The sequence below is a fragment of the Bradyrhizobium arachidis genome (assembly GCF_015291705.1).
In the GTDB taxonomy this organism is placed as follows: Bacteria; Pseudomonadota; Alphaproteobacteria; order Rhizobiales; family Xanthobacteraceae; genus Bradyrhizobium; species Bradyrhizobium arachidis.
In genome coordinates this window covers 7,655,345-7,667,886 of the sequence record NZ_CP030050.1, presented here as the reverse complement: position 1 = coordinate 7,667,886, position 12,542 = coordinate 7,655,345, and the positions used below count along the sequence as shown (strand labels likewise).

11 protein-coding genes and 1 tRNA gene are annotated in these 12,542 nt (G+C 62.7%); 7 read left to right on the top strand and 5 right to left on the bottom strand.

All coding sequences use genetic code 11. The features are described from left to right. Positions 1-33: 33 nt before the first annotated feature. The 3 genes from WN72_RS36145 to WN72_RS36135 all read right to left on the bottom strand — a co-directional run bounded on the left by WN72_RS36145 (position 34) and on the right by WN72_RS36135 (position 3,978). Positions 34-1,278 carry an ABC transporter substrate-binding protein gene (locus tag WN72_RS36145; protein ID WP_027560447.1) on the bottom strand — a complete coding sequence of 415 codons (1,245 nt, stop codon included), beginning with the start codon at positions 1,276-1,278 and terminating at the stop codon, positions 34-36. Positions 1,279-1,535: 257 nt separating this feature from the next. Then, positions 1,536-2,639: an NAD(P)/FAD-dependent oxidoreductase gene (locus tag WN72_RS36140; RefSeq protein ID WP_092212470.1), complete on the bottom strand. Its 1,104-nt coding sequence runs from the start codon at positions 2,637-2,639 to the stop codon at positions 1,536-1,538. 100 nt (positions 2,640-2,739) lie between these two features. Further along, positions 2,740-3,978, bottom strand: coding sequence for an SMP-30/gluconolactonase/LRE family protein (locus tag WN72_RS36135; RefSeq protein ID WP_027560445.1), 1,239 nt, complete (start codon positions 3,976-3,978; stop codon positions 2,740-2,742). Positions 3,979-4,282: 304 nt separating this feature from the next. Here WN72_RS36135 and WN72_RS36130 point away from each other — a divergent pair, with 304 nt between their 5' ends. From WN72_RS36130 to WN72_RS36110, 5 genes are all read left to right on the top strand, one after another. Next, the gene (locus WN72_RS36130) at positions 4,283-4,546 is read left to right on the top strand and encodes a hypothetical protein (protein WP_035730901.1); all 264 of its coding nucleotides are present in this window, start codon (positions 4,283-4,285) and stop codon (positions 4,544-4,546) included. Positions 4,547-5,166: 620 nt separating this feature from the next. Continuing rightward, positions 5,167-6,729, top strand: coding sequence for a 2-isopropylmalate synthase (locus WN72_RS36125; RefSeq protein WP_027560443.1), 1,563 nt, complete (start codon positions 5,167-5,169; stop codon positions 6,727-6,729). A 269-nt stretch (positions 6,730-6,998) separates the two neighbouring features. Further along, positions 6,999-8,015: a TRAP transporter substrate-binding protein gene (locus WN72_RS36120; protein ID WP_027560442.1), complete on the top strand. Its 1,017-nt coding sequence runs from the start codon at positions 6,999-7,001 to the stop codon at positions 8,013-8,015. A 242-nt stretch (positions 8,016-8,257) separates the two neighbouring features. Continuing rightward, a complete protein-coding gene (locus WN72_RS36115) occupies positions 8,258-8,854 on the top strand; it encodes a Spy/CpxP family protein refolding chaperone (protein WP_027560441.1) in 597 nt (198 codons plus the stop codon). A gap of 158 nt (positions 8,855-9,012) precedes the next feature. Further along, positions 9,013-9,088, top strand: a tRNA-Lys gene (locus WN72_RS36110). 1,064 nt (positions 9,089-10,152) lie between these two features. On the opposite strand, the gene WN72_RS36105 is transcribed toward WN72_RS36110, so the two are convergent. Both WN72_RS36105 and WN72_RS36100 read right to left on the bottom strand, forming a co-directional pair. Further along, entirely contained in the window at positions 10,153-10,362 is a 210-nt protein-coding gene (locus tag WN72_RS36105) for a hypothetical protein (protein WP_014493150.1), read from the bottom strand. A gap of 136 nt (positions 10,363-10,498) precedes the next feature. Next, entirely contained in the window at positions 10,499-10,864 is a 366-nt protein-coding gene (locus tag WN72_RS36100) for a hypothetical protein (RefSeq protein ID WP_014493151.1), read from the bottom strand. A 78-nt stretch (positions 10,865-10,942) separates the two neighbouring features. On the opposite strand from WN72_RS36100, the gene WN72_RS36095 reads away from it, so the two are divergent. Together WN72_RS36095 and WN72_RS36090 are read left to right on the top strand one after the other, a co-directional pair. Next, positions 10,943-11,455 (top strand): S26 family signal peptidase, encoded by a 513-nt coding sequence (locus tag WN72_RS36095; protein WP_014493152.1) that lies wholly within the window; start codon positions 10,943-10,945, stop codon positions 11,453-11,455. 179 nt (positions 11,456-11,634) lie between these two features. Then, positions 11,635-12,351 carry a lytic transglycosylase domain-containing protein gene (locus WN72_RS36090; protein WP_092213046.1) on the top strand — a complete coding sequence of 239 codons (717 nt, stop codon included), beginning with the start codon at positions 11,635-11,637 and terminating at the stop codon, positions 12,349-12,351. Positions 12,352-12,542 lie beyond the last annotated feature (191 nt).

Sequence of the window (12,542 nt, the reverse complement as noted above, 5' to 3'; positions counted from 1 at the left end):
GCTCCCGGGAGGTGGTCCCGGGAGCTGTTCCTGCTAATTCGAGAGCTTGATGAAGCTCGGGAACTTGACGTCGACCTTGGCGACGTCCTTGGGCCAGACCGCGCTCTGCTTGCCGTCCTGCCATTGCAGCATCAAGCCCGTGATCAGGCCCTTGCCGTATTTGATCGAGTGGGTGAACGGATCGTCCTTGCCGTAGAACTGGACGCGGCCGATCGTGCCTTCCCAGTCGGTCTTCTCCAGCGCCGCGACCAGCTTGTCGGCCTCTGTCGAGCCGGCCCGCTTCACCGCGTCGGCGATGTAGTAGACCTCGTCATAGGCGGTGTAGCCGGCATAGGAGGGATAGTTGCCGAACTTCTTCTTGAAGTTTTCGGCGAACGGCACCGACTTCGGCGTCACCGCGACGCCGGGCCCGGAGACGCCCTGATAGAGCACACCTTCGGCGGCCTGGTTGGTGTCCTTGCCGAAGGTCTCGTTGGTCGCCTGCGAGGAGATGCCGAACATCGGGATCGGCACCTGCTGGTTCTTCCACTGCACCGTCGGCTGCACGCCGACATGGGAGATGCCGGTGATGATCACGTCGGGCTTGGAGCCTTCGATCTTGTTGAAGATCGGCGTGAAGTCGGTGGTATCAGGCGAGAAGCGGATGTGGTCGAGCACCTTCAGCCCGATCTTGGGCAGGCATTCCTCGTAGCCGATGTCGAGCGGCTTGGTCCAGGCGGCGTCCTCGCTCATGATGACGGCCGACTTCATGTGCATCCTGTCGACGAGCAGGTCCTTGGCGGCATCGCAGACCGAGAGCGCGAGCGCCGCCGAGGTCAGGTAGCCGTGGAAGGTGTACTTGTTCTTCTCGTAGTCGGCGTGGACGCTCTTGCTGATCTCGTTGGAGGCGGCGCCGGGCGTGACGAACGGCGTCTTCAGCCGCGACGCCCAGGGCTCCAGCGCCAGCACGACCTCGCTGATATAGCTGGCGATGACCGCGTTGACCTTGTCCTCGTTCACCGCGCGCTGGAACGCGCGCACGGAATCGGCCGAGGAGGAGTGATTGTCGTAAGAGATGATCTCGATCTTGCGGCCGTCGACGCCGCCATTGGCGTTGATCTCGTCGGCGGCGAGCTGCGCCGCTTGCGGAATGGAGGCGCCGGCAATCGCCTGCGCTTCGGCGATCACACCGATCCGAAGCGGATCGGCTGCAAGTGCTGCGCCTGAGGCTGCCATCACTGCGCCCGTCGCGGCGGCACCAAGCGTCATTCGCAATGCAACAGAGAGTGCTTTATTCATGTTGTTCTCTCCCTTTGAACCAAGCTTCTTTGAGCTATTGGGGCGCGACTATAACGGCGAGGGAATTCTCGGCAAGTGAAACCGCGTTCAGGAATGTGAGAAGGGGACTAAAGTCTATCGCTGCGTAAATTGCAGGCAGGAGCGGTGCGAACAACCCGTTGCACGCACAGGCATGCAGATTTCGTCGATGGGCATGCGTGAGCGTCGAAGGCGCGCAAATAACAGGCGTCGAGCGAAAAGCTGCGATGCTGCTGCGCTCAGCGCGCTTGCAGCAGCGATGGATCGAGCGGCGGGAGCCGGGCCGGATCGAACGGCGCAAGGTCCACATCGCGCGTTGCGCCCTTGGCGATCAGTTGTGCCATGGCTTCGCCCGTCGCGGGCGCATTGAGGATGCCCCAGACATTATGTCCGGTCGCAACATAAAGGCCCTCGCTCTGCGGCACCCGGCCGATCAGCGGCAAGCCGTCCTGGGTCACAGGACGAAAGCAGGCCTGTTGCGCGATGATCTTCGCAGGGGTGAACAACGGCGATAGGCGCTCGGACATGGCTTGCAGCCGCGCGATCGCATCACTGTCCGGCGTCACGGCTGCCGGATCGAGCGGCAGCGGCGCGATATCGGAGAGGGCGACGATATGCGTGCTGCCGTCGGCGCGCGGGAAGACCTCGATCGAGACGGCGCCACCACCATCGTCATGCTCCAGGAACAAGGCATCGGCCGGCACGTTGGGGCCGAGATCGTAGACGATGCTCGGGCTGCGCTGGCCATAGACAGCGGGCAAGCTCATCCATTGTGCCGCGAGCAGCGACCATGGTCCCATCGCGATCACGACGGCATCGGCCGCGATAATGTCGCCGTCGACCGCGACGCCTGTCGCACGCGTGCCGTCCGCATCGCGCACGATGCCGGTGATGCGGCCAAGGCGAAGCTCGGCGCCTTGCGCGAGGGCGGCGTTCATCACAGCCGACGTGAACTTGTGGGGATGAACGATTGCGGTCGTCTGCGGCGTGCCGATACGCTGCGCGATGACGACGCCGTCGCTGAGCCAGCTCAGCGCGGATGGCGCAGTCCGGCGCGCATCGCCGACGGACGCAACGAAACCGCTATACGCGTTCATCGGGCGATAGCCCCAGTCGCCCGCGATCTCGTCCGGCAGTTGCGCGTGGAGTGCAAAGCTGCGCCGGGCCAGTGCATCGAGCGGCGACCCAGCGCACCAGTCGCGCGCGAGGAAGCCGCCGGCCTTGCCCGATGCGGCGGCCGCGACCTCGGTCCGCTCGACGACGATGACGCCGATGCCGAGCTGGCGAAGAAAATACGCCGTGCAGGCTCCGATCACGCCGCCGCCGCAGATCACAACGCGCATGGCTTGTTCCTTGACGATCTCTTTTGCATCGAAAGAACTATCCAAACAATTCGGCGCCGGCGAGGCACGCCGGCGCCGCGTTGGAGTTGCGTGCGCTTCCTCAGCCCGGCCCGGCGCCTTGCGTTGCCGTATACACCGCATAGAGCGACTGGCTCGCCGCCATGAACAGGCGGTTGCGCTTGGGGCCGCCGAAGGTGATGTTGCCGCAGACTTCCGGCAGGCGGATGCGGCCGAGCAGCTTGCCCTCCGGCGACCACACCGTGACGCCGTTATAGCCGACGGCGCGGCCGGCATTGCTCGAGGACCAGAGATTGCCGTTGACGTCGCAGCGCAGGCCGTCTGGACCGCACTTCACGCCGTCGATCACGCAATCGCTGAACCGCTTGACGTTGGACAGCTTGTTGTCCGCGCCGACGTCGGCCACGAAGATCTCGCCCTTGCCGCCGGGGCCGGTGTCGCCCGGACCCTTGCCGGTCGAGGCGATGTAGAGCTTCTTGAAATCGGGCGAGAAGCACAATCCGTTCGGATCGGGCACCTGCTCCTCGGTGACGACGAGGTCGATGCGGCCCGAGGGATCGATGCGATAGCAATTGGTCGGCAGCTCGCGCTTGCCCGGCGCGAAGCCGGCCGGCTGTCCGATCCGCGGATTGAGCTTGCCGGTCGTATTGCTCGGGCCGCCCGGACCATCGGGCTCGCCTTCGTACAGCTGGCCGCCATAGGGCGGATCGGTGAACCAGTAGCTGCCGTCGGGATGCGCCGCGATGTCGTTCGGCGAGTTCAGCCGCTTGCCCTGATAGGAATCGGCGAGCACGGTCGCGGTGCCGTCATGCTCATAGCGCGTCACCCGGCGCGTCAGGTGTTCGCAGGAGAGCTGGCGGCCCTGGAAGTCGAACGAGTTGCCGTTGGAATTGTTGGAGGGCGAGCGGAACACGCTGACATGGCCGTCGTCCTCGCTCCAGCGCATCTGCCGGTTGTTGGGAATGTCGCTCCACAGCAGATACCGTCCTTGCGCGCTCCAGGCCGGACCCTCGGCCCACAACAGGCCGGTGTAGAGGCGCTTGATCGCGGTGTTGGGCTGGGCGAGATCGTTGAAGGATGGATCGACCGCGAGGATGTCGGGGTCCCAGAAATAAGTGGTCGGCGCACCGCGGGGGCTGAAATCGCGGGGCGGCGTGGTGATGGTCGTTGGTGGTGCGGCTGGTCCCGTCTGCGCCAGCGCGGCGCCGGTTGCAGCCGCGGTGGCCACGGCACCGAATGCAAGTCCCTGGACAAGTGTTCGTCGTGAAAGCGCAGCATCCCGGTCACGCTGCTCGTGGTCACGAGCCTCTTGGCGTGTCATCGCGTCCTCCCGATCATGTTCGGCTGGCCGGTTGATCCGGCCGAGCAGGAGTGGAGGTTAATGCGGTCCGCAGTCAGTTGCGAGAGCCGGCTTTGCATGTTCTGCGCGATTGCGGGATGTCGCGATTTCGTCGCAGGTCTGTCCAAAACGCGGGCAGTGCTGCGCAGGAACCTGCATATGGTTGCTCGAAAAATGTGAACGACTATTGGTTCTCCTCCGCGAATCCGGCCTCCGGCATTTCAAGCCTTGATTTCGCGCTTATTGCCGCGCACAAAAACGTCCCGGGGGCAGGTCGGAGTTGGTCGTGGGTGGCGTTGTCATATTGATCGTATTGCTCGGGATCGCGTTCGCGGCCGGCTATTTCACGCGCGACCAGATCTCCCGCAAGCGACATGCGGAAGCGCGCCGCATGCGCGGCTACGCAAAGGCGGACTGGGACCGTGCCACCGCGCCCGCCAACACCAATGAGATCGCGAGCACCAGGCCGGCAGCACCCGTCGCCACCGGCGAGCTCGGCCAGATGCTGAACCGCTGGGAGACCCGGGCTCGCGCTCGCCGCGCGGGATAGTGTGACGTTGTCTCCTGCTCGCAATGACGCAAAGACTGCCGCGAGCGCCAATCCATCACCGTTACCCCTAAGGTGCGCGTTCGGCGGCGCGCCTGCGACGCTGGACGCGCCTCGAAGGGCGACGGCCCGGCTGCGTCAGCTCGGCCGTTCATCCTTCGAGGCTCTCCGCGGGGCGTGTTGCGCCCCGCGCCTCGCACCTCAGGATAACGGGGCTCGGGCCGAGCGGTGAACGCAACGCCCGCCGACACGCAATCAGGTCAGTCCCCCTGACCATCTTTTGGCGTTGCAGTTGCGCCCGTTTCTCGTCTAGAAACAGACGCATCGAGCCTCCCGGCAACCAACCGTCAACGGTTTTGACCGAGGATTTGGGGCTCAAAAGGGTCTGGCAATGCTGATTCGCGGCCAAATCGATGGGATTTCGGGGGAGGTGGCTCTGGCCGCCGCCACGATCCCGGCCGCGCTGCTGCCCACCCTCCTTATTGGCGGCCTTCTTCTTACTTGCCCCTGAGGGCCGGCTGGGCGCCACGCGCCTGGGCACTCAGGGGTTGGTACGAGATCACCGGACAACCTCAGGCGCTCAAGGCAGATGAAGGGCGCCGAAGCTCAAAAGGAAATTTGAAATGGCCCCCGCGAACAAGTCCGACAAGGACCGCGTCATCATTTTCGACACTACCCTGCGCGACGGCGAGCAGTGCCCCGGCGCCACCATGACCTTCGAGGAGAAGCTTGAGGTCGCCGAGCTGCTGGACGATATGGGCGTCGACGTCATCGAGGCCGGCTTCCCGATCACCTCCGAAGGCGACTTCCAGGCGGTCAGCGAGATCGCGCGCCGCTCGAAGAACTCCGTCATCGCCGGCCTGTCGCGCGCGCATCCCGCGGACATCGACCGCTGTGCCGAAGCCGTGAAATTTGCAAAACGCGGCCGCGTCCACACCGTGATCGCGACCTCGCCGCTGCACATGCGGGTGAAGCTCAACAAGACGCCGGAGCAGGTGATCGAGACCTCGGTTGCGATGGTCGCGCGCGCCCGCAACCAGATCGACGACGTCGAATGGTCGGCCGAGGACGGCACCCGCAGCGAGATGGATTTTCTCTGCCGCATCGTCGAGGCCGTGATCAAGGCGGGCGCAACCACGGTGAACATCCCCGATACCGTCGGCTACACGGTGCCGGAGGAATACACCCACTTCATGAAGACGCTGATCGAGCGCGTGCCGAACTCGGACAAGGCGGTGTTCTCGGTGCATTGCCATAACGACCTCGGCATGGCCGTGGCGAACTCGCTGGCCGGCATCGTCGGCGGCGCGCGCCAGGTCGAGTGCACCATCAACGGCATCGGCGAGCGCGCCGGCAACGCCGCGCTCGAAGAGATCGTGATGGCGATCAACGTGCGCAACGACAAATTCCCCTACTGGAACAAGATCGACACCACGCAGCTGACCCGCGCCTCCAAGGTCGTGTCGGCGGCGACCTCGTTCCCGGTCCAGTACAACAAGGCCATCGTCGGCCGGAATGCGTTCGCGCATGAGAGCGGCATCCACCAGGACGGCGTGCTGAAGGACGCCTCGACCTACGAGATCATGCGGCCCGAGATGGTCGGCCTGAAGCAGTCCTCGCTGGTGCTCGGCAAGCACTCCGGCCGCCATGCCTTCGTGCACAAGCTGGAAGAGATGGGCTACAAGTTGGGTCCGAACCAGCTGGAAGATGCGTTCACGCGGATGAAGGCGCTCGCCGACCGCAAGAAGGACATCTACGACGAGGACATCGAGGCGCTGGTCGACGAAGAGATGGCGGCCTCGCACGATCGCATCAAGCTGACCTCGCTGACCGTGATCGCCGGCACCCATGGTCCGCAGCGCGCGACCATGAAGCTGGACGTCGACGGCCAGATCAAGATCGAGGAGGCCGAGGGCAACGGTCCGGTCGATGCGGTGTTCAACTGCATCAAGCGCCTGGTGCCGCATGAGGCCAAGCTCGAGCTGTATCAGGTCCACGCCGTGACCGAAGGCACCGACGCGCAGGCGGAAGTCTCGGTGCGCCTGTCGCAGGACGGCCGCTCGATGACGGCACGCGCGGCGGATCCGGATACGCTGGTGGCTTCGGCCAAGGCCTATCTCGGCGCCCTCAACAAGATTGTCATGAAGCGCCAGCGCGACACCGTGACGACGGCGGCGGCGAGCTGACGTTGCTGACTTCGCCTCTCCCGCTTGCGGGAGAGGCCGACGCCCGAAGGGCGGCGGGTGAGGGTTTTCTCCTCTAGGGGAGTCCCATTGTTGAGAGACCCTCTCCCCAACCCTCTCCCGCAAGCGGGAGGGGGCGCAGCGGCATTCATGATGAATACCTGCCCTGCTAACGGCCAATAGCGGCTCACTCTCCCAGCGGCTATTGATGCTCCCGGCTCGAAAATAGGCGCCCGCGTTGGGCCGCCCAAGAGAATAACAAGGGAGAGATTATGCGTACCTTCGCGATCGCCGCGTCCATTGCGGCACTGGCACTTGGTCTGAATCTTGGCTTGACCGGGCCGGCATCGGCTCAATCGCCGATCATCATCAAGTTCAGCCACGTGGTCGCGACCGACACGCCGAAGGGCAAGGCGTCGGAGAAGTTCAAGGAGCTCGCCGAGAAGTACACGAACGGCAAGGTCAAGATCGAAGTCTACCCGAACTCGACGCTCTACAAGGACAAGGAAGAGCTCGAGGCGCTCCAGCTCGGCAGCGTGCAGATGTTGGCTCCGTCCAACTCCAAGTTCGGTCCGCTCGGCATCCGCGAGTTCGAGGTGTTCGATCTGCCCTACATCCTGCCCGACCTGAAGACGCTGCGGAAGGTGACGGAAGGCCCGCTCGGAGCCAAGCTGCTCAAGCTGCTCGAGCCGAAGGGCATCACCGGCCTTGCCTATTGGGACAACGGCTTCAAGCAGATGAGCGCCAACAAGAAGCTGATTGCTCCCGCCGATTACCAGGGCGTGAAGTTCCGCATCCAGTCCTCGCGCGTGCTCCAGGCCCAGTTCAAGGCACTCGGCTCGCTGCCGCAGGTGATGGCGTTCTCGGAAGTCTACCAGGCGCTACAGACCGGCGTCGTCGACGGCCAGGAGAACACCTGGTCGAACATCTATACCCAGAAGATGCACGAGGTGCAGAAGTACATCACCGAGACCAACCACGGCTACATCGGCTACGTCGTGATCGTGAACAAGAAGTTCTGGGACGATCTGCCGGCCGACATCCGCGACCAGCTGTCGAAGGCGATGAAGGAGGCGACCGACTTCAATAACGCGCAGTCGCAGAAGGAGAACGACGACGCGCTCGCCGAGATCAAGAAGAGCGGCAAGAGCGAGATCATCAAGCTGACGCCGGAGCAGGATGCTGCGATGCGCAAGGCGATGGAGCCGGTCTACAAGGATGCCGCGAGCCGCGTCGGCCAACCGCTGATCGACGAATTCCAGAAGGAAGCCAAAAGCGCGACTAACTAAGCGCGCGACCAACTAGGAGCGCCACGAACCAAGTCGCGCCATGCACGGATAGATCATGCATGAACAAAGGGCTTCCGTGCCGGCACGGAAGCCCTTTTTGTTGCAAATCGTTTCAGTGTGCATCTGAACGGACATTCACGGTAGTTACATCTCCGTAAGAACGTGCTCCCTGTCCAAGTTGTAAGTTGCGCGTCAGCCGCTTGGCGCTCATCCTCACGCCCATCCTTCCAGAGGAGGTACGCATGAGGAAGTTCACCATCGCTGCCATCGCCGTGCTCAGCATCGCCGGCTCGGGCGCGGTTTATGCCCAATATCATCGTCCGTGGATGGAGCACTTCCGCCACATCCGCATGAACCCGGAAGACCGCGCCGCCTTCGTCGACGCGCGGATCGCCGCCGTCCATGCCGGGCTGAAGCTCAACGCCGATCAGGAGAAGCTGTGGCCGCCGGTCGAGGCCGCCGTGCGCGATTTCGCCAAGCTGCGCATCGATCGCGCCAATGCGCGGATGAACGCTGGCCCCGGCGATGCCGACAAGCCGGAGGATCCGGTCGCCCGCCTGCGTCAGCGCGCCGAGGACATGGGCGCGGCCTCCGCCGCCCTGAAGAAGATCGCCGATGCCGCCGATCCGCTCTACAAGACGCTCGACGAGGGCCAGAAGCGGCGCCTCGCCGTGCTGACCCGCCACCGCGGCCCGTTCGGCGGCGGCGAGGACGGCCCGCCCCGGCACTTCATGGAACGGGGCATGGACCGGATGATGGAGCGCGGCATGGAGCACTTCCGCCGCGACCGTTTCGACCGCGACGACGGTCCGGACCGGGACCGCGAGGGCCGGCTCTGAGCCACCGCGGATTTTACGGGGATTAACCTTTGCGAAGCCGCTGGAATCCAGCGGCTTTTCGCTTTTTGGGGACTGTGGAAAAACCTTCACCGCATCGCTTGCCAGACCCGGATCGCTTTGCTAAACGACCGGCCTCGCAAGGCATTTGACCGCCTTTCGGGCGCATAGCTCAGTTGGTAGAGCAGCTGACTCTTAATCAGCGGGTCCCAGGTTCGAGCCCTGGTGCGCCCACCATATAAATCAGGACCTTAGCGAGAGAGACCGTTTGAGAAGGCCGAACTAAAACGGTTTTTCAAACGGTGTTTTTTCGAGTTTTCGCTCGGCTGGCTCTCGATAATGTGAAGCGCCGGCAATCTTTTTCGGGAAGCGAATGAGCCTCGCCAAGCTGTTACAGGCACGACCGCGCCGCAACTGTCGGCCCTCTTGATCGTCGGCTCCGTGAACCATGCACATTTGCCCAGCCACCTTGGGGTGGTTTCCATCTGAATGTTTGACCACCTTGTCTATTCGCGAGGATCGAATATCAACCTTCGCTCCCCCAAGGTTGTCGTTGAGAACGAGATGGATTGGCTAAGTTTTCTGAAGTTTTTGCTGTCGGTCGGTACGGTAGCCTGCACGTGTCTTGCATTCGATCGCGTTCGTCGAGTTTTACGGAGGTCGGTCCTGGAGCGAACCTGGTATGGTTGCGACCGCGCCCGAGAAGAAATCATCGTTTCGCGCCGAGGCCCGCCGCAGCCGATTTTGATTCCACCAGACGTAGGTTCGAATCCTGCCGCCCCAACCACCAAACCCTCTGAAATTCTCTTATTTCATCGCAAAAATTGCGATTCCGTCCCACGAATTCCGACGCGGCATCGTTCGCAAAAATTCCCGTTCAATTTCAATGACTACCAACTTGTATCGGCGGCTCCACGCAGCAAGGACGCAGCATGGACTCGCTTGATCGCTAACGCATCACGCCGACTTATAGCTTCGCGGGTATCCGAACGTCTTCCTGGAGGAAGCCATTGTAGAGCTCTTCAGCTCTCTTTTTGATGATCTTTGCCTCGGCTTCTGAGCGTGCGCACAACTGATCGTTGACCTTGATCGTCGCGATGCTCAATTCATCGACGGCGCATTGCAGTACCAATGGTCATCGGGAATCCCAGTGGGGCCCAGGAAGGCGATTTTCGCGGCGCATCGGGATTTTGAAGGTGAATGATCTTAGAAGGGCCTCGGCTTGCTCTTGAAGCTTAGCGCGCACCGGCTCGTCTTCCGGGTCATTGCCGAAGAGGACGCGTTTCGAATAGCTCACGAGGTTATTCCTCCTGGCTTTCGACACGCACAGGGATTTCAATCACAGGCATGAGCGCTTCCAACGTTCCGCGGTAACGGCGCACGATGCGATTGTAGAGGTCGGTCACGCGGCGCGCCGTAACAGACACGATGAGCGCGTATTTCAGCTCCTGCTTTTTCTTGCTGTTGTGTCCTTCCGCGCGCGCATTGTAGTGAATTGAATGCGGGAGCATCGAGCGAGCGTCCCCGATATGTATTCTCGGCATGGAGGCAATTCTCCCATTCCAGGCGTCGCGGCGCAACTCGTCTTCGGCGACCGTGGGCCGATCCTTGCCGAAGAAGCTCTTCGATACAGCATGCGTTGCCTTGTCACGTACCTTGCCCGCTGTTCGGTCGAAAGATCACATCCAGACCCGCGCGCGTGTAGTTGCCTGGATGGTGGGGGTCGACTTCGGTCGCGTAAACAAGCGTCTCCTTGATCTTGACCAGCCCTTCAAGAGGTTCGTCAGGAACGGGGATTGGCGCCCTTATGTACTTGGATGCGGTGATCGTTCCCTCGAACACGACGCGGACGGTATCGTCATTGCAGATCGCAATTTCGGCAAGATGTTGAGAGGCGCGACCCCGGACCTCGACATGCGGGATGTCTATGGGTTCGGCGCAATGTACGAGCAACGCGCGAATGGCAAGCGGACTTAGGGATGAGCCGAGGTGCGCGCGAATTCCGACACCCATACGCAGGGTGCTGGGAGCCGCAAAGCTCCTGCCACCCGTGGGCCACCAGGCGTGGCTTCACCGGCAGAGGATCATGCGATGATCGGCAGGTTCAAGACGCTGACCGCGATGCTCGGCGGTGCCGCGGCTCTTATCGCGCCTATCGTTCTCGAGATCACGCCGCTCTATGTCTGGAATGCATCCGAGAGCGTACCGTTCGGCCTCTATCGTTTGCGACCGGTTGACAGCCTGTTCGTCACGGAACTCCTCGCCGTACAGCCACCGGAGCCGCTTGCAAGCTTCCTCGACCTGAACGGCTATCTGCCGGCCAGAGTGCCGATGCTTAAGCGCGTGCTGGCGCTTCCGGGGCAGACCGTCTGCCGAAACGGGCTCACAGTTTCTGTCGACGCGATCGAAATGGGGCAAGCGCGGGAGCGCGATGACCGCGGCCGACCGCTCCCGAAATGGCAGGGCTGCCGCGTCGTCGGCGAGGGCGAATTCTTCGTCATGAACCGGCAGTCCGCCAACTCGCTGGATGGCCGCTATTTCGGGTTCTTGCCGACATCGGCCGTGATTGGCCGAGCGTTCCCTGTGTGGACTTGGGAGGACTGATCGTGCGCGTGTTGAGAGTCCGATCTGCCATTCCTCTGTTCGACCGAGTGCGGCACCATTCCTCCGTCCCGACCAACAAACGCACAGCCGTCGCGCGCAGCGGCGGTCCAGGGCGGCCGGAAGGCCGGCGCGAAGCGACTTTACCCTGGACGGGCGCGCGCACGGCGGCATGCTTGTGCTTGTTCGAGAGAAGCCTGCGCGTTGTCGTGCCGCTGTTCCTCGTCCTGGCCGTCAATAACGCTACTGCTGTCGCCCGGATGCGACCTGCGGTGGCTACGGCGAGTTATCGAACTGGCGATCCATTTGCGGCTTTCGTCGAGGAGGCCTCGCGTCGCTTCGGCGTCCCGGTGCACTGGATACGCGCAGTCATAGACGTCGAAAGCGTTGGAGACGTGCGCGCCAAGTCACCGAAAGGCGACATGGGGCTGATGCAGATCATGCCGGAGACTTGGGCAGATCTGCACCTGCGGTACCATCTCGGCAGCGATCCGTACGATCCCAGCGACAATATTCTTGCGGGTACTGCGCATCTTCGCGAAATGCACGATCGGTATGGTTCACCGGGCTTCCTTGCAGCCTACAACGCCGGACCTGCTCGCTACGAGACGCATCTGGCCGGCCGTCCATTGCCAGCTGAGACCCAGGCCAATTTGGACAAGCTTGGACCAGTGGTCGGCGACGACATCACAGGTTCGGAGGCAGTTGCGAACCTGCAGCGATCGGCAGCGGTGCTCTTCGTTGTGCGGTCTGGAAGCTCGAAGACCGATGCACGGCTGCAGCCTGGGCGCCCGCCGAACCGGGCTCCGACGGCCGCTGCCGTTCACAACATCTCGGCCATCGTGCCACAGGCAACAGGGTTGTTCGTCGCGAGATCTGATGCAGGACGCCCGCGATGACCGAATGCGCAACCTCGCAAGCATTGGCGTGCGCTGGAGAAGAATGTGCGGAAAGGCGATGGAGGTGGGGACGCACGACAGCAGGACAGCTCTTCAAATCGGGCTTCGAGATACCGATGTACGGGGATAAGACGGTCGTGGCCGAATCTGGAGCCTGGTGCAACGACTTGCAAGGTCGTTGCCACAAGGGA